Raw genomic sequence first — 22665 nt, 5'->3', positions numbered from 1 at the left:
ACTACTTCTTCTTCGCGCCGCGCTTCTCGCGCACCCGCACCGAGATATGGATCGGGGTGCCCTCGAAGCCGAACTCCTCGCGCAGACGGCGCTCGATGAAGCGGCGGTAGCCCGCCTCGATGAAGCCGGAGGCGAAGAGGACGAAGCGCGGGGGCTTGGTGCCGGCCTGGGTGCCGAAGAGGATGCGGGGCTGCTTGCCGCCGCGGATCGGGTGCGGGTGGGCGGCGACCAGCTCGCCGAGGAAGGCGTTGAGGCGGCCGGTCGGGACCCGGGTCTCCCAGCCCGCGAGGGCCGTCTCGATCGCCGGGACCAGCTTCTCCATGTGGCGGCCGGTGCGTGCCGAGACGTTGACCCGGGGCGCCCAGGCGACCTGGCCGAGCTCGGTCTCGATCTCCCGCTCCAGGTAGTAGCGGCGCTCCTCGTCGAGGGTGTCCCACTTGTTGTAGGCGACGACGATCGCGCGGCCCGCGTCCACCGCCATGGTGACGATGCGCTGGTCCTGCACGGAGATGTTCTCGGAGGCGTCGATCAGGATGACCGCCACCTCGGCCTTCTCGACGGCGGCGGCAGTGCGCAGCGAGGCGTAGTAGTCGGCGCCCTGCTGGAGGTGGACGCGCTTGCGGATACCGGCGGTGTCGACGAACTTCCAGGTGACGCCGCCGAGTTCGATCAGCTCGTCGACCGGGTCACGGGTGGTGCCAGCGAGTTCGTTGACGACGACGCGCTCCTCGTTGGCCACCTTGTTCAGGAGGGAGGACTTGCCGACGTTCGGGCGGCCGATCAGGGCGATGCGGCGCGGGCCGCCGACCGCGGTGCCGAAGGTCTGCTCGGGGGCCTCCGGGAGGGCCTCCAGGACGGCGTCCAGCATGTCGCCGGTGCCGCGGCCGTGCAGCGCGGAGATGGGGTGCGGCTCGCCGAGGCCGAGGGACCACAGATAGGCCGCGTCGGACTCGCCGCTCTGGCCGTCGACCTTGTTGGCGGCGAGGACGACGGGCTTGCCGGCCTTGCGGAGCAGTCGTACGACGGCCTCGTCGGTGTCGGTCGCGCCGACCTTGGCGTCGACGACGAAGACGACGGCGTCGGCGGCCTCGATCGCGTACTCGGCCTGCGCGGCCACGGAGGCGTCGATGCCGAGGACGTCCTGCTCCCAGCCGCCGGTGTCGACGACCTTGAAGCGGCGGCCCGCCCACTCGGCCTCGTAGGTGACACGGTCGCGGGTGACGCCCGGCTTGTCCTCGACGACGGCCTCGCGGCGGCCGATGATGCGGTTCACCAGAGTCGACTTGCCGACGTTCGGGCGGCCGACGACGGCGAGGACGGGCAGCGGTCCATGACCGGCCTCCTCGATCGCGCCCTCGACGTCCTCGACGTCGAAGCCCTCTTCCGCGGCGAGCTCCATGAACTCCGCGTACTCGGCATCGCCAAGCGCTCCGTGGTCGTGCTCTGCGAAAGAGCCCTCGGAGTGGATGTGGTCGTTCATGAAGTCCGTACCTCGTCGTTCATCGTGGTGATCGGTGGACCAGCCGGATTCTGCCGGTTTGATCCACTACTCAGTGTCGCCTAGCGGCCGGTCAGCCGCCTGGCGTTTTCCAGGTGCGCGGTGAGCTGCTTCTGGATGCGCTCGGTCGCTTCGTCGAGCGCCTTGCGGGTGCGCCGCCCGCTGCCGTCGCCCGCCTCGAACGGGTCACCGAAGACCACGTCGACGCGGCTGCGCAGCGGAGGCAGCCCCTTTATCAACCGTCCGGGCTTGTCGGAACTTCCCAGCACGGCGACCGGGACGATCGGGGCGCCGCTGCGGACCGCGAAGTACGCGAGCCCGGCGCGCAGCGCGGCGAAGTCGCCCTCGCCCCGGGTGCCCTCCGGGAAGATGCCGAGGACACCGCCGGCCGAGAGCACGTCGAGCGCCTGGGTGATGGCCGTGCGGTCGGTGCCCGAGCGGTCGACCTTGACCTGCCCGATGCCGAGCAGGAACGGGTCGAGCGGGCCGATGAACGCTTCCTTCTTGATCAGGAAGTGCGTCGGCCGGGGCGCGACACCCATGACCATCGGGCCGTCGATGTTGTGGGAGTGGTTGACGGCGAAGATCACCGGGCCGGTCGCGGGGACCTTCCAGGACCCCAGCACCCGCGGCTTCCACAGCCCGTACATCAGGCCGACGCCGATCCGCCGCCCGACCTCGGCACCCCGCAGGGAAGGCGCCTTCGCCGAAGAGCCCGCGGTCACTTCCCGGCCCGCTTCTCCTCGACGAGGGTGACGACACACTCGATGACCTGCGCGAGCGTGAGCTCGGTGGTGTCCACCTCGACCGCGTCGTCCGCCTTGGCGAGCGGCGAGGTCTTACGGGTGGAGTCCGCCGCGTCCCGCTTGATCAGGGCCTCGCGGGTGGCGTTGACGTCGGCGCCCTTGAGCTCACCGCTGCGCCGGGCGGCACGCGCCTCCGGGGAGGCGGTGAGGAAGATCTTGAGGTCGGCGTCGGGCAGCACGGTCGTCCCGATGTCCCGGCCCTCGACGACGATGCCCTTCTCCGCGCCGGCCGCGATCGAGCGCTGAAGCTCGGTGATCCGGGCCCGCACCTCAGGCACCGCGCTCACGGCGCTGACCTTGGAGGTGACCTCCTGGGTGCGGATCGCGGCGGCGACGTCGGTGCCGTCGACGGTGATCGTCGGGTTCGCCGGGTCGTCGCCGGAGACGATCTCCGCCTTGCCCGCCACGGCGGCGATCGCGGTCGGGTCCTCGATGTCGATCCCGTTGGTCACCATCCACCACGTGATCGCCCGGTACTGGGCGCCGGTGTCCAGGTAGCTCAGACCGAGCTGCGCCGCGACGGCCTTCGACGTGCTCGACTTGCCGGTGCCGGAGGGACCGTCGATGGCGACGATCACGGGCTGGGCGGCGCCGTTTTCCACGGGAGGACACCTTCCTGGTGCGGTGTGGCGGGGAGTGCGGGGCGCGATGGGGCCCCGCACAAGGGTACTGGCTCGCCAGAGGCCTCCTTACGGGCGGATGACCACGGGCAGGCGACCATGGGCGGGCGACGACGGACGGCTACTGCCGGATGGCCCAGCCCCGCTCCCGCAGCGCCGCGCTCAGCACGGGCGCCGCCTGCGGCTCCACCATCAGCTGCACCAGACCCGCCTGCTGCCCGGTCGCGTGCTCGATCCGTACGTCCTCGATGTTGACCCCGGCCCGTCCCGCGTCGGCGAAGATCCGGGCCAGCTGACCGGGCTGGTCGTCGATGAGAACGGCCACGACCTCGTACGTCCGCGGGGCGGTCCCGTGCTTGCCGGGTACCCGCACCTGCCCGGCGTTCCCGCGCCGCAGCACATCCTCGATCCCGACGGCGCCCTCGCCGCGCTTGGCCTCGTCGGAGGACTGGAGGGACCGCAGGGCCTGGACCGTCTCCTCCAGGTCGGCGGCGACATCGGTGAGCAGGTCGGCGACCGGCCCGGGGTTGGCGGAGAGGATGTCGATCCACATCCGGGGGTCGGAGGCGGCGATCCGGGTCACGTCCCGGATGCCCTGACCGCACAGCCGTACGGCGGCCTCCTCGGCGTTCTCCAGGCGTGCGGCGACCATGCTGGACACCAGGTGGGGCATGTGGGAGACGAGCGCGACGGCGCGGTCGTGGGCGTCCGCGTCCATGACGACCGGTACGGCACGGCAGTGCGAGACGAGCTCCAGGGCGAGGTTCAGGACCTCGGTGTCGGTGTCCCGGGTCGGGGTCAGCACCCAGGGGCGGCCCTCGAAGAGGTCGCCGGTCGCGGCCAGCGGGCCGGACTTCTCGCGGCCCGACATGGGGTGCGTGCCGATGTAGGAGGAGAGGTCGAGGCCGAGCGCCTCCAGCTCGCGGCGCGGGCCGCCCTTGACGCTGGCCACGTCGATGTAGCCGCGGGCCACGCCCCGGCGCATGGCGTCGGCGAGCACGGCGGCGACATGGGCGGGCGGGGCGGCGACGATCGCGAGGTCGACGGGGCCCTCGGGCGCCTCGTCGGTCCCGGCGCCGAGCGCGGCGGCGGTGCGGGCCTGCTCGGGGTCGTGGTCGGCGAGGTGGACCTGGACGCCCCGGCCGGCCAGCGCCAGCGCTGCGGACGTACCGATGAGGCCGGTGCCGATGACGAGTGCGGTTCTCACTGGGCGATGTCCTTGCGCAGAGCGCCCGCGGCACCGAGGTAGACGTGGTTGATCTCGGTACGGGGCCGCTCGGACTCTATGTGCGCGAGGATCCGCACGACCCGGGGCATGGCGCCCTCGATGTCGAGTTCCTGGGCGCAGATCAGGGGTACGTCGACGATGCCGAGCTTGCGGGCCGCGGCCGCCGGGAAGTCGCTGTGCAGGTCCGGCGTGGCCGTGAACCAGATGCTGATCAGGTCGTCCGTGGTGAGCTCGTTGCGCTCCAGGACGGCGGTGAGCAGGGCGCCGACCTGCTCGTCCATGTGGCCGGCTTCGTCCCGTTCGAGTTGGACGGCGCCCCGGACCGCTCGTACCGCCACGGCTCTGCTCCTCGCTGATGTACGGCTCTTGGTACATCCAGCCTAGTCAGCCCGCGTCGGGGCGGTGTGCGCCGCCCGATCGCTGAGACGCCTACAGGTATCGCCGGGGTATCTACAGGTTCTGCTGCCGGGCGAGCTCTTCGAGGCTGGCCGGCACCTGTCCGTCGGGGGTGAGTTTGTCGACGGCCCCGGGGAGCACCTGGGCCAGTTCGTCGGCGGCCTTGTCCGGGGAGACGCCCGTCTGCTCGGCGACCTGCTGGAGGGTGCCGTCGGGCAGGGCCTCCTGGATCTGCGCGCCGGTCACGGACTGGTTGGCGCCGCTGCCGACCCAGGAGTCCTTCTGCTCGGCGAGCCCGGACCTGGCGAGGATGTCGAGGAGTCCGCCGAGGGAGCCGCCGCCCTGACCGTTCTGGCCGGCACCTTGACCGCTCTGGCCGCCGAGGGCGGAGAGCAGCGCGCCCAGGATGTTGCCCCCGCCGGAGGTGCCGCCCGAGCCGAGGAGGCCGCCGAGCAGACCGCCGAGATCGTCACCCGCCATGATCACGCCTTTCGGGAGTCGCCGTCCGGGAGTACGGACCATGCCAATGTCACCCGAATGTCACAGCTCCGCTACTTGGGGCGAAAACACACCGATGCGCCCCTGGACTCCGGCCCCCGTGTCCGCTCTCATAGCAGGAAGCTCGCCTCGGGGGAGGCCCTTTCATGAAGCGTTCCGGACCGCTGTTCACTCTTCTCGCGGGTCTGCTGGTGGGCCTGTTCATGCTGTCGCTGAACGCGACGACAGGTGAGAAGACCGCGTCGTCGTCGGTGGAGCAGTCGCCGTCACCGAGCACGAAGGCGTCACCGAGCCCCACGCCCACCACGGCATCACCCTCGCCCTCACCGTCGAAGTCACCGATCCCGAACGCCGACTACGCGGGCCGCACCGACGACGACTCCTCCGCGGTCGCCGTCTCCCTGCGCGACGGCAGGGCGATCGCGTACTTCTGCGACGGCCGGGACAAGGAGTCGTGGCTCAAGGGCGACGTAGAGGACGACGGCACGATGAAGCTGACCGCCAAGGGCGGCGCCGTGCTGAACGGCACCCTCAAGGAGGGCAAGCGGATCAGCGGCACGGTCGACATCGGCGGCGGGCACTACACCTTCACCGCCGACAAGGCGATCAAGCCGTCGGGCCTGTACCGGGCGACCGCCACCGTACGGAGCGCGAAGTTCGACGGCGGCTGGATCGTGCTGAAGGACGGCACCCAGGTCGGCATCCTCAACAAGAACGGCAAGCCCTCCCCCGCACCCGAGATCGACCCGGAGACCGGTCTGGTGACGGTCGACGGACAGCAGCTCACGGCCCGCCCCGTCACCCCCTGAACTCCAGTCCGTACGAGGGAGCCGACATGACCGTCGACCCGAACGCCGCCACCCAGGGATTCCCGTCTCCGCAGCCCGCCGGGCGGCCGCCGAGCGCGGCCCGCTATCTGGTCCCGGCCCTGGTCGCCGCCGCGGTGGCGGTCGGCCTCGGGGTGTACGGCAAGACGCATGACCCGGCGGGGACCGCCTTCAACCTCGCCGGCTTCAGCAGCACGGGCGCGGTGAAGTCGTGGATGGCCACGGTCGCGGTCTTCTTCGCGGTCGTCCAGTTCTTCTCGGCGCTGATGATGTACGGCAAGCTGCCGGGCCCGAGCTGGTCGGGGCGGCTGCACCGCTGGTCGGGCCGGGCCGCGTTCCTGGTCGCGGTCCCGGTGGCGGTGCACTGCCTGTACGCGCTCGGCTATCAGACGTACGAAACGCGCGTTTTCTGGCACTCCCTCCTGGGTTGCTTCTTCTTCGGTGCTTTCAGTGCCAAGATGCTGCTGCTCCGCTCGGAGCGCCTTCCCAACTGGCTGCTGCCGATCGTCGGCGGGCTCGTCTTCACCGCGCTGACGATCATCTGGCTGACCTCCGCCCTCTGGTTCTTCCGCACCTTCGGAGTGACGACATGACGATGCAAGGCCCGACGCGACGTTCGGTCCTCCTCGCGACGGGCGCCGCGGCGTTCACCGTCGGCTGTGGCGAGTACGGCGACGAGAACGACTCGGGATCGGACACCGTCGAGGCCTCCGCCGGTCAGGAGCTGGCGAAGACGAGCGACATCCCGGTCGGCGGCGGCAAGATCTTCAAGGACGAGAAGATCGTCGTCACCCAGCCGAAGGAAGGCGAGTTCAAGGCCTTCACCAACATCTGCACCCATCAGCAGTGCCCGGTGGCCAGCGTCTCCGGCGGCACCATCAACTGCAACTGCCACGGCAGCAAGTTCAACATCACGGACGGCTCGGTGGCACACCCTCCGGCGACCCAGCCGCTGGCCGAGAAGAAGATCAGCGTGCAGGGCGACTCGATCCAGCTGGCCTAGTCCCAGAGCGCGCCCAGCGTCACCAACTCGCTCTGGTACTCGATCCGGTCCGCCCACGCGACGGGCCACACGTCCGCCCCGTGGTACGCCCCCGCGAAGGCGCCCGCGAGGCAGGCGATCGAGTCGGAGTCACCGGCCGTGCAGGCGGCCCGCCGCAGGGCCGTCACCGGCTCGTCGACGAAGAGCAGGAAGCACAACAGGCCGGTCGCCAGCGCCTCTTCGGCGATCCACCCCTCACCGGTGGCGAGGCACGGATCGGTCTCCGGCGACACCGAACGCACCGCCTCCTGAAGCCGGTTGAGGATCTCCAGGCACTCGTCCCAGCCCCGCGCGATGAAGTGCTCGGGGGTCGGGTCCTGGCTCCGGGTCCACAGGTCGCCGAGCCAGCGCTCGTGGTACCGGGTGCGGTTCTCGACGGCGTACGACCGCAGCAGCCCGACCAGTCCGGTCGGCTCGGCGCCCTGCGCGAGCAGTCGTACGGCGTGCGCGGTGAGGTCGGACGCGGCGAGCGCGGTGGGGTGGCCGTGGGTGAGGGCGGACTGCAACTGGGCGGCGCCGGCGCGCTGTTCGTCGCTCAGTCCTGGTACCAACCCGACGGGGGCGACGCGCATGTTGGCTCCGCAGCCCTTGGAGTGAATCTGGCTGGCGTCCTGCCAGAGGTCCGTGCGCTCCAGCAACTCGCAGGCCCTGAGGCAGGTGTTGCCCGGGGCCCGGTTGTTCTCCGGGGAGCGGTTCCAGGCGATGAACTCCTGCCGCAGAGGCTCCGCCAGCTCCTGAGGCGAGAGCACTCCCCGGTCGGTCGCGGTCCTCAGCGCACGCCCCACGGCCAACGTCATCTGTGTGTCGTCCGTGACGATCGCCGGCCTCGGCAGCTCCATCTCCCGCCACGGCCCGCACTTGGCGAGGATCGACGGCACGTCGTTGAACTCGGTCGGGAAGCCCAGCGCGTCCCCGAGGGCGAGCCCCAGCAGGGCCCCTGTCGCGGCGCGCTTCCTGACGGTGGTGGTGGTCATGCGGGACGTCCTTCCCGAGGCGTTCGGAGCAGAGGCGGATGGAGCGTCGTCGCCGTGCCCGCGCGGTACAGCGCGGCCGGTTTCCCCCGGCCACCGGTCAACCGGGCGGCACCCGGTACGGGTTCGACGAAGCCCGGCGTGGCGAGCACCTTGCGGCGGAAGTTGGGCCGGTCGAGGACGGTCCCCCACACCGTCTCGTACACGTGCTGGAGCTCGCCGAGCGTGAACTCGGGAAGGCAGAACGCGGTGGCGAGGCAGGTGTATTCGAGCTTGGCCCCGACCCGTTCCCGGGCGTCGGCGAGGATCCGGTCGTGGTCGAAGGCGAGCGGCCGGGCCTTGTCGTACGGCGCCCAGCGGGCGTCGGCCGCGTCGGTACCGCCGTGCGGCTGGGGCGGGTCGGGCAGCAGCGCGGCGAACGCGACGGAGACGACCCGCATCCGGGGGTCGCGGTCCGGCTCGCTGTAGGTCCGCAGCTGCTCCAGATGCAGTCCGGAGACGTCCGACAGCCCGGTCTCCTCGGCGAGTTCACGCCGGGCGGCCGTCTCGGCGGACTCGTCCGGCCGCACGAAGCCGCCGGGCAGCGCCCAGTGTCCGGTGTACGGCTCCTGTCCGCGCTCGACGAGCAGGACGTGCAGGGCGCCTTCGGCGACGGTGAGGACGGCGAGGTCGACGGTGACGGCGAAGGGTTCGTAGGCGTGCTTGTCATATTTCTCGGTGCTCACGCGAACCCACCCCCTTAATAGTCAGTACGACTATAAAGAGGGTGAGGACGTCTCCACAAGCCCCTAACCGCGGCGCGGAGCCAGCACCGCCACCACCGCCCCCGCCGACGCGACACCCGCCGAGACCCACAGCGCGGGCCCGCAGCCGTCCAGGAAGGCGGTCCGGGAGGCATAGCCGCCGAACGTCGTGAAGACCGCCGCGGCGACGGCGACCCCGAAGACACCGCCGAGTTCGCGCAGCGCGTTGTTGACCCCGGCGGCCACTCCCGCGTCGCCGAGCGGGACGGAGGAGGTCACGGCGTTGGCCACGCTCGGGAAGACCATGGAGATGCCGATGCCCGCGACGATCAGCGGGCCGACGAGGCTGCCGTAGCCGACGCCGGGTTCGACCTGCCGGGCGAGCCAGGCCAGGCCCGCCCCCTGGAGCGCCATGCCGGCGACCATGAAGGGCCGGGTGCCGAACCGGTCCGCGAGGGCGCCCGCGACCGGGGCGACCAGCAGGGGCATGGCGTTCCAGACCAGGATGCGCACCCCGGCCTCCAGCGGGTTGTAGCCGAGCCCGGTCTGGAAGAACTGCGTGATCATGAAGAGGGCGCCGATCAGCGAGGCGAACGCCAGGAAGCCGACCGCGTTGGCGGTGGAGAAACCGCGCCGGCGGAACAGCCCGAGCGTCAGCATCGGATACCGGGCGCCCTTGCGCTCCCAGCCCAGGAACCCCGCCACGAACACGATCCCGACCGCGAGCGCGCCGAGCACCTCGACGCTCCCCCAGCCCACTTCGGGGGCCCGGACCGGCGCCCAGGCCAGGCCGGTCAGCCCGACGGCCGCCAGCACCAGGCCGACGATGTCGAGCTGGGGGCGCGGCCCGCGGCTCTCGGTGAGTTTGCGGGCGGCGAGGGGCAGCATCGCGAGCCCGAGGGGCACGTTCAGCCAGAAGATCCACTGCCAGGACAGGCCCTCGGTGACGGCCCCGCCCAGCACCGGCCCGGCGGCCACCCCGAGCCCGCTCACACCGCCCCACACGCCGATCGCCACGCCCCGCTTCTCCGCCGGGAAGGCCTCGCTGATCAGGGTCAGCGTGAGCGGCAGCAGCACGGCCGCGCCGGCGCCCTGCACCACGCGCGCCGCGATGAGCTGGCCCGAGCCCGCGGCGAAGCCCGCGAGGGCGGAGGCGAGGGTGAAGACGGCGAGCCCGACGACGTACATCCGCCGTCGCCCGAACCGGTCGCCGAGCGCGGCGCCGGTCAGGGTGAGGCAGGCGAAGACGAGGTTGTAGGCGTTGATCGTCCATTCCAGCTGGGACAGGCTCGCCCCGAAGTCGGCCTGGAGCGCGGGCAGGGCGGTGGAGACGACCACGACGTCGAGGGCGCACAGCAGGGCGCCGAGCCCGGAGAGGACGACGGTCCAGCCGCGGTGCGGCGGGGCCGGTGCGGCAGGAGGTTTCCGGAGGGGGCCTGCGAGTGCTCCGGCCGCTCCGGTTGCCGCGGTCGCTGCGGTTGCTTCGGTCATCAGAGTGCCTTCCGTGAGAGTCGTTCACGGAAGGCAGACCAGGCTCACCCCGGAAAGGAATCGCGGCGGCCCAGGAAGGCCAGGAGCCGGGCGTCCGGCGGCGCGGAGACCGCCACCGCGACCGGCGCCCCGAACCGCACCCCCCGGTCCTCCTCCGTGACCACGCACCGCGCGATGGGCAGCAAATCGGCCGCGAGGGCGACCGGGAGGGGCCGGGGCCGCCCGCACGCCTGGGCCACGTCCCATCCGTGCACGGCGATCTCGACGGCGCCGACCGCGCCCATCACCCGCACGTCCAGCGGCCGTTCACCGACCAGCACCTCTCCCCCGGGTCCGGCCGCCCAGGCGCCGAGCACGGCACACGCGCGCGTGCGGAAGCCGCAGACGCGGTCGGTCTGCGGGAGCAGCCCGATCCGCCCGCCGGTCAGCCCCTCGTGCAACGCGTCCAGGGAGTCGTCGAGATGCTCCAGCAGCTCGCCCAGGTCCCACTCGGCGCAGGGCGTGCCCCGGCCCAGTCCCGCGGGCCCCACCGCGGCGACGCATCCCAGCGCGTAGGCGAGCGAGCGCTCCAGCAGCTCCCCGGGGTTCACGACAGCACCTCGGGCAGGCCGAAGCGGGCGAAGGACCGTCCGTGGTCCAGGAATGCGGTGATCCGTACGATCTCGCCGCCCTCCCGGGTGATCACCTGCACGGAGTGCGCGCGCAGGACGCCGTCCGCGCCCCGCTCGTACATCGCCACGGCCGGCTGCCCGTTCGCGCGCGTGGGCACCATCCGCAGCGCGCCCGGGACCCGCACGCGTGCGTGGAAGAACCGCAGCACGGCCTTCTTCCCGGCGAACCACTCCAGGTGCGGCGGCATCTCCAGCGAGACCCCGTCCTGCAACAGCCCGAGGAGGGCGTCCAGGTCGGCGTTCTCGAAGGCGGCCATGTACCGGTCGAGCACCTCGCGGTCCGCCGCGCCGTCCGGTTCGACGACGAGGTCCTCGTCCGGGGCGATCTCGTCGAGACGAGCACGCGCGCGTTGGAGGCTGCTCTTCACGGCCGCCGTGGAGGTGCCGAGGAGGGCGGCGACCTCGGGCGCACGCCAGGCCAGCACGTCCCGCAGGATCAGTACCGCACGCTGCCGCGCGGGCAGGTGCTGCAACGCGGCGACCAGCGCGAGCCGCAGACTCCCCCGTGCGGCCACGACCGTCGCGGGGTCGAGCAGCGAGTCCGGCACCGGCTGGAGCCACGGGATGTCGGTCGCAGGGGCCCTCAACGGCTCCTCAGGCGCCTCTGACGGCCCCCCGAGCCCCGAGGGCAGCGGACGTCGCGCGCGGCTCTCCAGGGCCGTCAGACACGTGTTGGTGGCGATCCGGTGCAGCCAGGTCCGCAAGGAGGCCCGGCCCTCGTAGCCGTCGTAGGACCGCCAGGCCCGCAGATACGTCTCCTGCACCAGGTCCTCGGCCTCGTCGACCGAGCCGACCATGCGATAGCAGTGGGCGAGCAGCTCGCGTCGGTACCCGTCCGTCAGCCGGACGAACTCCTCGCGGTCCGCGGTGGTCGTGGTCATCCCCGCTCCCTCCGTCACGGGTACAGACCGCCGGGAACGCGAAAACGAATCGGCCGGTCCCGGAAAGAATTCCGCGACCGGCCGTCGTACGGTTCGACCTGCGTCGTACGGGACGACCTACAGGTCGACCTCCTTCATCAGCATGCCGACCTCGGTGTTCGACAGCCGCCGCAGCCAGCCCGACTTCTGGTCGCCCAGGGTGATCGGCCCGAAGGAGACCCGCACCAGCTTGTCGACCGGGAACCCGGCCTCGGCGAGCATGCGCCGCACGATGTGCTTGCGGCCCTCGTGGAGGGTGACCTCGACGAGGTAGTTCTTGCCGGTCTGCTCGACGACCCGGAAGTGGTCCGCCTTCGCGTACCCGTCCTCCAGCTGGATGCCGTCCTTGAGCCGCTTGCCCAGGTCGCGCGGGATCGGGCCCACGATGTGCGCGAGGTAGACCTTCTTCACGCCGTACTTGGGGTGGGTCAGGCGGTGCGCCAGCTCGCCGTGGTTGGTGAGCAGGATGACGCCCTCGGTCTCGGTGTCCAGCCGGCCGACGTGGAAGAGCCGCGTCTCACGGTTGGTGACGTAGTCGCCGAGGCACTGGCGGCCCTCGGTGTCCTCCATCGTGGAGACGACACCGGCGGGCTTGTTCAGCGAGAAGAACTGGTACGACTGGGTCGCGACGGTCAGTCCGTCGACCTTGACCTCGTCCTTCTCCGGGTCGACGCGCTTGCCCTGCTCCAGGACGATCTCGCCGTTGACCTCGACGCGCGCCTGCTCGATGAGCTCCTCGCAGGCCCGCCGGGAGCCGTAGCCCGCGCGTGCGAGGACCTTCTGGAGCCGCTCGCCCTCCTGCTCGGCGCCCGGGAAGGTCTTGGGCAGCTTGATGTCCTTCTTGCCCGCGTACCGGTCGCGGTTGCGCTCCTCGGCCCGGGCCTCGTACTCACGGGAGGTCGCCGGGACCCAGCGGCCCCGCCCGGTGCCCTGGCCCTGCTTGGGCCCGCCCTTGGCACCGCCGCGCGCCGAGGCGCCGCGCCCCGACTTCGGCCCTTCGGGGGAGGCGCCAGGGCCTACGTCGTAACGACGCTCCTCGGGGCGGGGCTTCTTCGGCCGGCCGCCCTGCTTGTCATCGCGGGCGTTCCCGGCACCGCGGTGATTACCGCGGCCACCGCTGCTCCCGCCGCGGCCGCCGCTGTTGCCACCACGGCTCCCGCCGTTGTTTCCGCTGCTGTTCCTGCCGCTGCTGCTTCGCATCAAATTTCCGTCTAGTCGTCTGCGTCGTGGCCGTCCGGCGCGTCAGGAGCGTCCGGATCGAACGACGGAACCCCTTCCAGTGTCTCGGCCTCGATCGCCTCCGCCTCCGGGAGGAAGGGCGCGAGCTCCGGGAGCTCGTCCAGGCCGCGCAGGCCCATCCGCTCCAGAAAGTAGTTCGTCGTCGTGTACAGGATCGCACCTGTTTCGGGTTCCGTGCCCGTCTCCTGGACCAGACCCCGCTGGAGCAGGGTCCGCATGACCCCGTCACAGTTGACTCCGCGCACCGCGGAGACCCTGCTGCGGCTGACCGGCTGGCGGTAGGCGACGACCGCGAGCGTCTCCAGCGCCGCCTGGGTGAGCCGGGCCTGCTGCCCGTCGAGCACGAAGCCCTCGACGGCCGCCGCGAACTCGGGCCGGCTGTAGAAACGCCAGCCCCCGGCGATCAGCCGCAGCTCGAACCCGCGCCCCTGGACGGTGTACTCGTCGGCCAGCTCCCGCAGCGCGTCCGCGATCTGCCGCTTGGGCCGCTGGAGGATCTTCGACAGATGCTCCTCGGTCGCGGGCTCGTCCACGACCATGAGGACCGCCTCCAGCGCGGGCTTGAGATCGAGGTCGGCGACGGTGCGCAGCCCCGCCGGGACGTCGGTGGTCGTCTCCTCGCTCACGCCTTGTCCTCCTTGGGCGGCTCGGGCGGTCGGTCGAACTCGTCGGTCACCATCGGCTCGGCGCCGTCCTCCCCGCCGGTCCACCGCACGATGAGATCACCGAGGGCGGTCTCCTGGTCGAGGGCGACGGCCTTCTCCCGGTACAGCTCAAGAAGCGCCAGGAACCGCGCCACGACGGTGAGGGTGTCGTCGGTGTCCTCGACCAGCGCCCGGAAGCTGGCCTCGCCGAGTTCCTTCAGCCGGGCGACGACGATGCCGGCCTGCTCCTGCACGCTCACCAGCGGCGCGTGGATGTGGTCGACGTACACCTGCGGCTTGGGCTTCGGCTGCATCGCCTTCACGGCGAGCTTCGCGAACCCCTCCGCGCCGATGCTGATGACGACCTCGGGCAGCAGCTCGGCGTGGTGCGGTTCGAGCCCGACGGTACGGGGATAGCGCCGGGCCTCCTCCTCCAGCCGCTGATTGAAGATGTCCGCGATCTGTTTGTACGCGCGGTACTGGAGCAACCGCGCGAAGAGCAGGTCACGGGCTTCGAGGAGGGCGAGGTCGGCCTCGTCCTCGACCTCGGCGGAGGGCAGCAGCCGGGCGGCCTTGAGGTCGAGGAGGGTGGCGGCGACGACGAGGAACTCGGTGGTCTGGTCGAGGTCCCAGTCCGAACCCATGGCCCTGATGTGCGCCATGAACTCGTCGGTGACCTTGGACAGGGCGACCTCGGTGACGTCCAGCTTGTGCTTGGAGATCAGCTGGAGGAGGAGATCGAAGGGCCCTTCGAAGTTGGCGAGCCGAACCTTGAAGACACCGTCGTCGGGTTCCTGGGATTCGGCGGGTTCGTGAGGAGGTGCCTCGGGCTCCGGTACGACCACTTGGGGCTCCGGTACGACCACTTCGGGCGCCGCCGCCACAGGGACCGGATCCGACCCCGGCCCCCGCCCCAGCGCACGCCGACGGCCGGCAGCTGCGCCGGAGAGGGGAGCGTCGTTCGAGGTCATGGCCCCCGCAGGCTACCGCTACCGCCCGCGAAGCCGGCGTACGAGGATGCTCGCGTCTCCCCGGGACTCCAGATCGGCCAGCACCACGGCGACCGCCTCACGGACGATCCGCCCGCGGTCGACGGCGAGACCGTGCTCGCCCCGGAGCACCAGACGCGCGTGCTCCAGATCCATGAGCTCCTCGGCGGAGACGTACACGGTGATCTTCTCGTCGTGCCGCTCACGCCCGCTGGGCCGCCGTGAGGCCGCCCTGCTGCCACCACCGCGCTGCTTGCGCGGCGCGGCCCCGGCAGAACCTTCCTGCGCGTCCTGACGTCGCCCGGAGCGCTCCGCCGCCGCGTCCCGGCTGCGGGACTCACCGGCCGCGGCGGGCTCCGTCGCCACATGCTCCGCCCCGTCGCCGTCGCCGCCCTGTACGGGCACCGACTGCGGCGCGTCCTCGGGCGACGCGGCCGCGGCCCCGTCGCTCTCTCCGGCCGGCGCGGGGACCCGGGCGTCGCCGTTGGCCCCCCGTCGCGGAGTGGACGGCTGGAGCGCCATTCCCCCTGTCGTACGGAAGAGTTCGTCGGCCCCCGGCAGACTCACTCGGCGTGACACCGGGCGAGCACCTCCCTGGCGAGCTGACGGTAGGCGGCGGCGCCGACGGAGTTGGAGGCGTACGTGGTGATCGGCTCACCGGCGACCGTGGTCTCCGGGAAGCGGACCGTGCGGCCGATGACCGTGTGGTAGACGTGGTCGTCGAACGCCTCGACCACACGGGCCAGCACCTCGCGGCTGTGGACCGTGCGCGAGTCGTACATGGTGGCGAGGATCCCGTCGAGCTCCAGCTCCGGGTTGAGCCGCTCCTGGACCTTCTCGATGGTCTCCGTCAGCAGGGCGACACCACGCAGCGCGAAGAACTCACACTCCAGTGGCACTATCACCTTGTGCGCGGCCGTCAGAGCGTTGACGGTGAGCAGACCCAGCGAAGGCTGACAGTCGATCACGATGTAGTCGTAGTCGGCCATGAGCGGCTTCAGGGCCCGCTGCAGTGTCGACTCGCGCGCGACCTCGGAGACCAGCTGGACCTCCGCCGCCGACAAGTCGATATTGCTCGGCAGCAGGTCCATGTTGGGGACCGCGGTCTTGAGCAGGACCTCGTCGGCCGCCATGCCCCGCTCCATGAGCAGGTTGTAGACGGTGAGGTCGAGCTCCATCGGGTTGACACCGAGACCCACCGACAGCGCGCCCTGCGGGTCGAAGTCCACGAGCAGCACCCGGCGTCCGTACTCCGCGAGCGCGGCACCCAGGTTGATGGTCGACGTGGTCTTGCCGACGCCGCCCTTCTGGTTGCACATCGCGATGATCTTCGCGGGTCCGTGATCGGTCAGCGGACCCGGGATCGGGAAGTACGGCAGCGGGCGTCCGGTCGGGCCGATGCGCTCACGGCGCTGGCGGGCAGCGTCGGGAGCGAGCGTGGCCGCGTACTCGGGATCGGGCTCGTACTCGGCGTCGGGGTCGTAGAAGTGCCCCTCGGGCAGTTCGTCGTAGTCGGCGAACTGGTTGTGGGGCGCGCCACTTCCGTCGCCGGCCATGGCGTTCACGTGATGGCCATCCATGCTCTGGTGTGCTGACAGAGTCACTCGTGAGTTCAGGTGACTCTGGTGGGCTGCGAAGGTGCGCACCGCGACGGAGCCGACAGCCTCGAACCCCGCGGGGCCCTCGGCCCGTGCAGGCGTTCCTGGTTGACCACCCCCGGGAGTAAATGTCGACTCATTCACAAGTCGTCTTACCTCCTTGGTGACCAGGAAACTTCTAGACAAGGTCAGCGTGGCACCATGCCGACAGTCGGCGACTCTATGGCGTGTCGGGTGTTCACAGCAACACAATCCGCCGGACCCGGCCCGATGTGTCGGCAATCAAACATCGCGCTGTCAAGGGCGTACAGCCGTCGCACGGCAGGTTTCACCGGTGTGCGAATCGACCAAAGGGTTACGTTCGAGGCGAGTTGACCGAGAGTCGCAAAGTGACCATACACACATCCGGCCGGACCTTGTGGGGCAAGGTCCGGCCGGATGCGAGTGGTTGACACGCCTTGTTGACGTATCGCCTTTACGAAAAGGTGACTTAGTCCTCCGGTGTCCTCGGGCTCAGCCGAGCAGCGTCTCCAGCTCGACGTGCTCCAGGCCGTGCGCCTCCGCGACCTCCTTGTAAACGACCTTGCCGTCATGGGTGTTCAGACCCTTGGCGAGCGCGGGGTCCCGGCGCAGCGCCTCGACCCAGCCCTTGTTGGCCAGTTCCACGATGTACGGCAGCGTCGCGTTGGTGAGCGCGTACGTGGAGGTGTTGGGCACCGCGCCGGGCATGTTGGCGACGCAGTAGAAGACCGAGTCGTGGACCTGGAAGGTCGGCTCGGCGTGGGTGGTCGGGCGGGAGTCCTCGAAGCAGCCGCCCTGGTCGATCGCGATGTCGACAAGGACACTTCCGGGCTTCATGCGCGCCACGAGCTCGTTGGTGACCAGCTTCGGAGCCTTGGCGCCCGGGATGAGCACCGCGCCGATGACGAGGTCGGCGTCGAGGACGGCCTTCTCCAGCTCGAAGGAGTTGGACATGATCGCCCGGACCTTGGTGCCGAAGACCTTGTCGGCCTCGCGGAGCTTGTTGATGTCGCGGTCGAGCAGCGTGACGTGGAAGCCCATGCCGACGGCGATCTGGGTGGCGTTCCAGCCGGAGACGCCGCCGCCGATGACGACGGCACGCGCGGGCTGGGTGCCGGGGACGCCACCGGGGAGCACACCGCGGCCGCCGACCGAGCGCATCAGGTGGTAGGCGCCGACCTGCGGGGCGAGGCGGCCCGCGACCTCGGACATCGGGGCGAGCAGCGGCAGCGCGCGGGAGGGCAGCTCGACCGTCTCGTATGCGATCGCCGTGGTGCCGGACTCGATGAGCGCGTCCGTGCACTCCTTGGAGGCGGCGAGGTGCAGGTACGTGAAGAGCGTCTGGTCCTTGCGGAGGCGGTGGTACTCCTCGGCGATGGGCTCCTTGACCTTGAGCAGCAGGTCGGCGGTGGCCCACACCTCGTCGGCGGTGCCGAGGATCTGGGCGCCGGCGGCGACGTACTCCTCGTCCGGGATCGACGAACCGACACCGGCGTTCTGCTCGATGACGACCTGGTGGCCGTGGCGCACCAGCTCGTGCACACCGGCGGGGGTGATGGCCACCCGGAACTCGTTGTTCTTGACCTCGCGGGGGATGCCGACCTTCACGTCGATCACGGTCCTTGGCTCAGAGGGTGTGGGGTAACACACGGGGTAATCCAACACATACCCGGCCATGCGTGAGCACACCAGGATGCACCGCAGGAGAAGGTGCGGCAGAGCCAGTCTAATGAAGGTGTTCCCGCTGTCTAGCCTTTCATTGCATCAATCTTCAGCGGGTGTACTGCGGATTTCGCAGGCGTCAGCGTCTTGTTTCGGGAGATCGGGCTGCTCCGGCTCCGGTTCCCCCTCCGAAAGCTCCTCCCCCAGCAGCCGCTCCGCGGCCCCCCGGTGCAGCCCCGCCGCGGCGGGATCGCCGAGGTGGTCCAGCGTGTCGGCGAGCCGCAGCTGAAGCGCCGCCTGGAGCCGTACGTCCTCCGCGCGCCGCGCCCACTCGACGGCCTCCTGGCAGGTGCGCATCGACTCCTCGGGCCGCCCCGCGTACTCCTGGACGCGCGCGAGTTCGCTCAACGCCCGTGCGTGCGCGGCGACATCGCCGTTCTTGCGGTGCCCGGCGACCGCGGCGCGCCAGCCGCGCTGCGCCTCGCCGTAGCGGCCCGCGTAGGTGTGGGCGGCGGCGATCCGGCCGTACAGCCGGGCGGCGTCCTCCCGCTCGTCCCTGGCCAGCCGCTGGGCGAGGGCCCGGCCGAACCAGTCGGCGGCCCGGTCGTAGTCCCCGAGCTCCAGGTACGCGCCACCTACGGATTCCATTGCGCGGCCGGTCGCGTACGGGTCATTTGCTCTGCGTCCGGCATCCAAAGCTGTTCGATATCGCAGCAGCGCGTCCTGTGTACGACCGGTCTGCGCGTCCAGGTCCCCCAGATTGAGCAGCGCCGCCGCCTGCTCGCGGGGCAGCTCCCGCCGCTCGGCCACATCCAGGACGAGCCCGTGGATGCCGTACAGGTCGGGCGCGGCGGCCTGGGTGCCGAAGTGCGCGACCATCGCCCTGACCAGCTGGGACATCAGCCGCCTGGCGAGGGTGTCGAGCTCCCCGTCGGCGACCGCGAGCCGGGCCGAGGCCAGCAGGGCGGGCCTGCGGACGCGCAGCCAGTCCTCGGCGGCCCGGGGGCTGGGGAAGCGCAGCGAGCGGGGCAGGCCCTGGAGCTTCTCGCGGGCCTCGGGGTTGTCGGTCTCGGTGATCGCGCGGGACGACTGGAGCAGCCGTACCGTCCGCTCCAGCATCCGGGCACGGGCCAGTTGCAGTTCGGCGGGGCGGTCCTGGCTCTCGGTGAGGGCCTTGAGCAGGGGGTGCAGACAGCCCGGCACCTCGTACTGGGGCAGCGGGGAGTCCACGGGGTGCAGCAGCCCCAGGGCGACGAAGTCGTCCAGCGTGGTGCGGGCGCCGCCCACCGAGCAGCCGGCGAGCGCGGAGGCGGTGTGCGGGTCGATCAGTCCGGCGGGGGCGAGGGAGAGCAGTCGCAGTATCCGGGCGGCCGGGCTGGGCAGGGAGCCGTAGGCGAGCCGGAAGACCCGGCTGAGCGGGGTCCCTTCGTCACCCTCCGTGCGCAGATGCTTGGCGAGGTCGGCGACGGCGGCCTTCGGCCGGGCGGCGAGCCAGCCGCCGGCCAGCGTCAGCGCGGCGGGGTGCGCCTGGCACTCCTCGACGAGTCCCTCGGCGGCCCGCGGGTCGACGGTGATGCGGACCGAGCCGGTGGAGCGGGTCAGCAGTTCCAGCGCGGACTTGGTGTCGAGGCCGCCCAGCGTGCAGGGGCGGACGTCGGAGATGCCGGTGAGCGGACCGCCGGACACGGCCACGACCAGGCATTCCGGGGTGTCCGGGAGCAGCGCGTCGACCTGCTCCGCGCTCACCGCGTCGTCGAGCAGGAGCAGCGCGCGCCGGTCGGCGAGGGCCTCGCGCAGCGCCGCCGCGAGGTCGTCCTCGGCGGCGCCCGCCGGGGTCGGCCGGTCGAGGGCGGCGAGCAGTTCACGGGCGGCGCGTTCGACCGGGACGGGGGTGCCGTCGGGCTCGCTCAGCCGGACGCGCAGCACCCCGTCGTCGTAACGCTCCGCGACCTGCCGTACGAGTTCCTCGGCGAGCGCGGTGCGGCCGGAGCCGGGTCTGCCCGCGATGAGGAGCACGCGCGCGCGGGGCGCCTTCTTGCCGGAGAGGGTATCGAGGCCCGCCCGCTCGATGTCGGCGAGCAGCTCCTTCAACTCCCGTGTCCGGCCCAGGAAATGACCCTCGGCCGACAGCCGGACGCCGCCTGTCTCCACCGCCTGATCCGTCACGGGCCACACTCCCGTCCCACCGCACGCGCAAAGCCCGCCGGGACTCCGGTTCGGGCATTTTCAGAGCCTAGTTCACGCTCTGCAACGTTCCGTGAGGAGCGCGGCGGACACGTCGCCCGATCGGATCAGCCGATCGTCACACCAGAGACGATCTTCGTGTGCTCAGACGTCGAAGGGGCGCGCCGGCCAGGGCGCGTCCGCGGGACGCAGCGCGTCCAGGCCGTCCCCGTGCTGCGCCGCCACCAGCGAAAGCACACCCACCACCAGGCAGTTGTTGTGCAGCTCCCCCGCGAGCACCCCGCGTACGAGCTCCTCGACGGGCACGCGCGCGTACTCCAGGTCGATCTCCTCGTGCTCGACCTCGAAGCGCTCGCCCTCGGCCTCGGACAGATCGCGGGCCAGGAAGATCCGTACGGCCTCGTCGCAGCCGCCCGCCGTGGTGTAGACGTCGGTCAGCACCCGCCAGTCCTCGGCCTTGACGTGCGCCTCCTCGTACAGCTCGCGCTGGGCGGCGTGCAGGGGGTTCTCGCCGGGCACGTCGAGGAGGCCGGCCGGGATCTCCCAGAGCTTCTGGCGTACGGGGTGGCGGTACTGCTTGAGGCACAGAACACGGCCCTCGTCGTCCAGGGCGAGGACACCGACCGAGCCCGGGTGGACCTGGTAGTCGCGGCGGACGACCTTGCCGTCGGGCATGACGACGTCGTCCGTGCGGACGGAGGTCTTGTTGCCCACGAAGGGGGTCTCCGTCGCCCGGATCTCCCACTCCTCGGGGGTGTCCTTGATCGTCATGCCGTCCGTCCTCCCACACACAAAAAGAAACCGGGGTGCGCACCTTTGAAGGTATGCACCCCGGCAACCGTACAACTGACGTGTTACTTGGAATTCTTCCGCTCGACCGACGCCTTCACCAGGCCGGCGAACAGCGGGTGCGGCCTGGTCGGGCGCGAGCGCAGCTCCGGGTGCGCCTGCGTGGCGACCAGGTAGGGGTGGACGTCGCGCGGGTACTCGACGTACTCGACGAGCTTGCCGTCCGGGGAGGTGCCGGAGAACACGATGCCCGCGTTCTTCTCCAGCTCCGCGCGGTAGGAGTTGTTCACCTCGTAGCGGTGACGGTGCCGCTCCTCGACGTACTCCTTGCCGTCGTACACCTCGCGCACGATCGAGCCCTCGGCCAGCTTGGCCGGGTACATGCCGAGCCGCATGGTGCCGCCCATGTCGCCCTCGCCGGCGACGATGTCGAGCTGCTCGGCCATGGTGGAGATGACCGGGTGCGAGGTCGCCGAGTCGAACTCGGTGGAGTTGGCGTCCGGGATGTCGGCCAGGTTGCGCGCGGCCTCGATCACGATGCACTGAAGGCCCAGGCAGAGGCCGAGCAGCGGGATCTTGTTCTCGCGGGCGTACTTGATCGCGCCGACCTTGCCGAGCACACCGCGGTCGCCGAAGCCGCCCGGGATGCAGATGCCGTCGACGTCACCGAGCTGCGCCGCGGCGCCGGCCGGGGTCTTGCAGTCGTCGGAGGTGACCCACTTGATCTTCACGCGGGCCTTGTTGGCGAAGCCGCCCGCGCGCAGCGCCTCGGTGACCGAGAGGTAGGCGTCCGGCAGGTCGATGTACTTGCCGACCAGGGCGAGGGTGATCTCGTGGTCGGGGTTGTGGACGCGGTCGAGCAGGTCGTCCCAGGTCGTCCAGTCCACGTCGCGGAACGGCAGGTCCAGCTTGCGGACGACGTAGGCGTCCAGGCCCTCGCCGTGCACGGTCTTCGGGATGTCGTAGATCGAGCGGGCGTCGGGGCAGGCGACCACGGCGGCCTCGTCGACGTCGCACATCAGCGAGATCTTCCGCTTGATCGCGGTGGGGACCTCGCGGTCGCAGCGCAGCACGATCGCGTCCGGCTGGATACCGATGTTCCTGAGGGCCGCAACCGAGTGCTGGGTCGGCTTCGTCTTCAGCTCCCCCGACGGACCGATGTACGGCAGGAGGGAGATGTGGACGACGAAGACGTTGTCACGACCGACCTCGTGGCGGACCTGGCGGACCGTCTCCAGGAACGGCAGGGACTCGATGTCGCCGACGGTGCCGCCGACCTCGGTGATGACGACGTCGACCTCGTCGGTGGCCATGCGACGGATGCGGTGCTTGATCTCGTTGGTGATGTGCGGGATGACCTGCACGGTGTCACCGAGGTACTCGCCGCGCCGCTCCTTGGCGATCACCGTCGAGTAGACCTGGCCGGTGGTGACGTTTGCACTGCCGTCCAAGTCACGGTCGAGGAAACGCTCGTAGTGTCCGATGTCCAGGTCCGTCTCGGCACCGTCGTTGGTGACGAACACCTCACCGTGCTGGAAGGGGTTCATCGTGCCCGGGTCGACGTTGAGGTACGGGTCGAGCTTCTGCATCACGACGCGCAGACCGCGCGCCTTGAGGAGCATGCCGAGGCTGGAGGCCGTCAGGCCCTTGCCGAGAGAGGAGGCGACACCCCCGGTGACGAAGATGTGCTTGGTCGTCGTTGATTTGGGCGTCATGGCCAAAGGGGGGCTCCCGTGGTCTCGGTCTGAGGTGCTGGGCGGCTTCACGACCGGAGATCTCCGGGGTTGCCGTCGCTGCGGTCGGGGGTTTTATCCACCACCGGTCCACG

At 70.8% G+C, this 22665-nt stretch carries 23 protein-coding genes; 3 read left to right on the top strand and 20 right to left on the bottom strand.

Annotation, left to right across the window (positions count from 1 at the left end; all coding sequences use genetic code 11):
- Window position 1 precedes the first annotated feature (1 nt).
- The 6 genes from der to ABZ928_RS23795 form a co-directional block, all read right to left on the bottom strand.
- The gene (der, locus tag ABZ928_RS23820; RefSeq protein ID WP_361522376.1) at window positions 2-1480 is read right to left on the bottom strand and encodes a ribosome biogenesis GTPase Der; all 1479 of its coding nucleotides are present in this window, start codon (window positions 1478-1480) and stop codon (window positions 2-4) included.
- Window positions 1481-1560: 80 nt separating this feature from the next.
- Entirely contained in the window at window positions 1561-2262 is a 702-nt protein-coding gene (locus ABZ928_RS23815; protein WP_361522374.1) for a lysophospholipid acyltransferase family protein, read from the bottom strand.
- Window positions 2220-2906 carry a (d)CMP kinase gene (gene cmk / locus ABZ928_RS23810; protein WP_361522373.1) on the bottom strand — a complete coding sequence of 229 codons (687 nt, stop codon included), beginning with the start codon at window positions 2904-2906 and terminating at the stop codon, window positions 2220-2222. Before cmk ends, ABZ928_RS23815 begins: the two co-directional genes overlap by 43 nt.
- Before the next feature lie 139 nt (window positions 2907-3045).
- Complete coding sequence (locus ABZ928_RS23805; protein WP_361522370.1) at window positions 3046-4131, bottom strand: prephenate dehydrogenase; 1086 nt, start codon at window positions 4129-4131, stop codon at window positions 3046-3048.
- Window positions 4128-4490 carry a chorismate mutase gene (gene aroH, locus ABZ928_RS23800; RefSeq protein WP_361522368.1) on the bottom strand — a complete coding sequence of 121 codons (363 nt, stop codon included), beginning with the start codon at window positions 4488-4490 and terminating at the stop codon, window positions 4128-4130. The genes ABZ928_RS23805 and aroH overlap by 4 nt, the downstream gene beginning before the upstream one ends.
- A gap of 112 nt (window positions 4491-4602) precedes the next feature.
- Entirely contained in the window at window positions 4603-5028 is a 426-nt protein-coding gene (locus tag ABZ928_RS23795; protein WP_361522366.1) for a YidB family protein, read from the bottom strand.
- A gap of 164 nt (window positions 5029-5192) precedes the next feature.
- Between ABZ928_RS23795 and ABZ928_RS23790 the strand changes: the two genes are divergently transcribed.
- The 3 genes from ABZ928_RS23790 to ABZ928_RS23780 are packed head-to-tail and all read left to right on the top strand — an operon-like array spanning window position 5193 to window position 6876.
- Window positions 5193-5855 carry a hypothetical protein gene (locus ABZ928_RS23790; RefSeq protein ID WP_361522363.1) on the top strand — a complete coding sequence of 221 codons (663 nt, stop codon included), beginning with the start codon at window positions 5193-5195 and terminating at the stop codon, window positions 5853-5855.
- 26 nt (window positions 5856-5881) lie between these two features.
- Window positions 5882-6466 (top strand): DUF6529 family protein, encoded by a 585-nt coding sequence (locus ABZ928_RS23785; protein WP_361522360.1) that lies wholly within the window; start codon window positions 5882-5884, stop codon window positions 6464-6466.
- Complete coding sequence (locus tag ABZ928_RS23780) at window positions 6463-6876, top strand: Rieske (2Fe-2S) protein (protein ID WP_361522357.1); 414 nt, start codon at window positions 6463-6465, stop codon at window positions 6874-6876. The genes ABZ928_RS23785 and ABZ928_RS23780 overlap by 4 nt, the downstream gene beginning before the upstream one ends.
- On the opposite strand, the gene ABZ928_RS23775 is transcribed toward ABZ928_RS23780, so the two are convergent.
- The 14 genes from ABZ928_RS23775 to ABZ928_RS23710 form a co-directional block, all read right to left on the bottom strand.
- Window positions 6873-7889 (bottom strand): ADP-ribosylglycohydrolase family protein, encoded by a 1017-nt coding sequence (locus ABZ928_RS23775; protein ID WP_361522355.1) that lies wholly within the window; start codon window positions 7887-7889, stop codon window positions 6873-6875. The genes ABZ928_RS23780 and ABZ928_RS23775 overlap by 4 nt on opposite strands.
- Window positions 7886-8611 carry an NUDIX domain-containing protein gene (locus ABZ928_RS23770; protein WP_361522352.1) on the bottom strand — a complete coding sequence of 242 codons (726 nt, stop codon included), beginning with the start codon at window positions 8609-8611 and terminating at the stop codon, window positions 7886-7888. Before ABZ928_RS23770 ends, ABZ928_RS23775 begins: the two co-directional genes overlap by 4 nt.
- Before the next feature lie 63 nt (window positions 8612-8674).
- Window positions 8675-10120, bottom strand: coding sequence for an MFS transporter (locus tag ABZ928_RS23765; RefSeq protein WP_361522349.1), 1446 nt, complete (start codon window positions 10118-10120; stop codon window positions 8675-8677).
- 44 nt (window positions 10121-10164) lie between these two features.
- On the bottom strand, window positions 10165-10710 hold the full coding sequence (locus tag ABZ928_RS23760; protein WP_361522346.1) for a TIGR03086 family metal-binding protein: 546 nt from the start codon (window positions 10708-10710) through the stop codon (window positions 10165-10167).
- Window positions 10707-11672, bottom strand: a complete 966-nt coding sequence (locus ABZ928_RS23755; RefSeq protein WP_361522343.1) for a sigma-70 family RNA polymerase sigma factor — start codon at window positions 11670-11672, stop codon at window positions 10707-10709. The genes ABZ928_RS23760 and ABZ928_RS23755 overlap by 4 nt, the downstream gene beginning before the upstream one ends.
- A 117-nt stretch (window positions 11673-11789) precedes the next feature.
- On the bottom strand, window positions 11790-12911 hold the full coding sequence (locus tag ABZ928_RS23750; RefSeq protein WP_361522340.1) for a pseudouridine synthase: 1122 nt from the start codon (window positions 12909-12911) through the stop codon (window positions 11790-11792).
- Window positions 12912-12922: 11 nt separating this feature from the next.
- Complete coding sequence (gene scpB, locus ABZ928_RS23745; RefSeq protein ID WP_361522337.1) at window positions 12923-13576, bottom strand: SMC-Scp complex subunit ScpB; 654 nt, start codon at window positions 13574-13576, stop codon at window positions 12923-12925.
- Window positions 13573-14565, bottom strand: coding sequence for a segregation/condensation protein A (locus ABZ928_RS23740; RefSeq protein WP_361522334.1), 993 nt, complete (start codon window positions 14563-14565; stop codon window positions 13573-13575). The genes scpB and ABZ928_RS23740 overlap by 4 nt, the downstream gene beginning before the upstream one ends.
- 18 nt (window positions 14566-14583) lie before the next feature.
- Window positions 14584-15162: a hypothetical protein gene (locus ABZ928_RS23735; RefSeq protein WP_361522332.1), complete on the bottom strand. Its 579-nt coding sequence runs from the start codon at window positions 15160-15162 to the stop codon at window positions 14584-14586.
- Window positions 15147-16325: a ParA family protein gene (locus ABZ928_RS23730; RefSeq protein WP_361522329.1), complete on the bottom strand. Its 1179-nt coding sequence runs from the start codon at window positions 16323-16325 to the stop codon at window positions 15147-15149. The genes ABZ928_RS23735 and ABZ928_RS23730 overlap by 16 nt, the downstream gene beginning before the upstream one ends.
- A 369-nt stretch (window positions 16326-16694) precedes the next feature.
- On the bottom strand, window positions 16695-17810 hold the full coding sequence (gene ald, locus ABZ928_RS23725) for an alanine dehydrogenase (RefSeq protein ID WP_361523405.1): 1116 nt from the start codon (window positions 17808-17810) through the stop codon (window positions 16695-16697).
- A 156-nt stretch (window positions 17811-17966) separates the two neighbouring features.
- Window positions 17967-20030 carry a tetratricopeptide repeat protein gene (locus ABZ928_RS23720; RefSeq protein ID WP_361522326.1) on the bottom strand — a complete coding sequence of 688 codons (2064 nt, stop codon included), beginning with the start codon at window positions 20028-20030 and terminating at the stop codon, window positions 17967-17969.
- Window positions 20031-20192: 162 nt separating this feature from the next.
- On the bottom strand, window positions 20193-20819 hold the full coding sequence (locus tag ABZ928_RS23715) for an NUDIX hydrolase (protein ID WP_361522323.1): 627 nt from the start codon (window positions 20817-20819) through the stop codon (window positions 20193-20195).
- A gap of 83 nt (window positions 20820-20902) precedes the next feature.
- Window positions 20903-22552, bottom strand: coding sequence for a CTP synthase (locus ABZ928_RS23710; RefSeq protein ID WP_361522320.1), 1650 nt, complete (start codon window positions 22550-22552; stop codon window positions 20903-20905).
- Window positions 22553-22665 lie beyond the last annotated feature (113 nt).

It is taken from the genome of Streptomyces sp. NPDC046909 (genome assembly GCF_040644695.1).
Classification (GTDB): Bacteria; Actinomycetota; Actinomycetes; order Streptomycetales; family Streptomycetaceae; genus Streptomyces.
Note: the sequence above shows the minus strand (reverse complement) of the source record. Positions and strands in the feature narration are given on the sequence as shown.

Coding starts and splice junctions, on each gene's coding strand:
- der (WP_361522376.1), bottom strand. CDS start 1,480: ATGAACGACCACATCCACTCCGAGGGCTCTTTCGCAGAGCACGACCAC.
- ABZ928_RS23795 (WP_361522366.1), bottom strand. CDS start 5,028: ATGGCGGGTGACGATCTCGGCGGTCTGCTCGGCGGCCTCCTCGGCTCG.
- ABZ928_RS23790 (WP_361522363.1), top strand. CDS start 5,193: ATGAAGCGTTCCGGACCGCTGTTCACTCTTCTCGCGGGTCTGCTGGTG.
- ABZ928_RS23785 (WP_361522360.1), top strand. CDS start 5,882: ATGACCGTCGACCCGAACGCCGCCACCCAGGGATTCCCGTCTCCGCAG.
- ABZ928_RS23780 (WP_361522357.1), top strand. CDS start 6,463: ATGACGATGCAAGGCCCGACGCGACGTTCGGTCCTCCTCGCGACGGGC.
- ABZ928_RS23775 (WP_361522355.1), bottom strand. CDS start 7,889: ATGACCACCACCACCGTCAGGAAGCGCGCCGCGACAGGGGCCCTGCTG.
- ABZ928_RS23765 (WP_361522349.1), bottom strand. CDS start 10,120: ATGACCGAAGCAACCGCAGCGACCGCGGCAACCGGAGCGGCCGGAGCA.
- ABZ928_RS23755 (WP_361522343.1), bottom strand. CDS start 11,672: ATGACCACGACCACCGCGGACCGCGAGGAGTTCGTCCGGCTGACGGAC.
- ABZ928_RS23750 (WP_361522340.1), bottom strand. CDS start 12,911: ATGCGAAGCAGCAGCGGCAGGAACAGCAGCGGAAACAACGGCGGGAGC.
- ABZ928_RS23740 (WP_361522334.1), bottom strand. CDS start 14,565: ATGACCTCGAACGACGCTCCCCTCTCCGGCGCAGCTGCCGGCCGTCGG.
- ABZ928_RS23715 (WP_361522323.1), bottom strand. CDS start 20,819: ATGACGATCAAGGACACCCCCGAGGAGTGGGAGATCCGGGCGACGGAG.
- ABZ928_RS23710 (WP_361522320.1), bottom strand. CDS start 22,552: ATGACGCCCAAATCAACGACGACCAAGCACATCTTCGTCACCGGGGGT.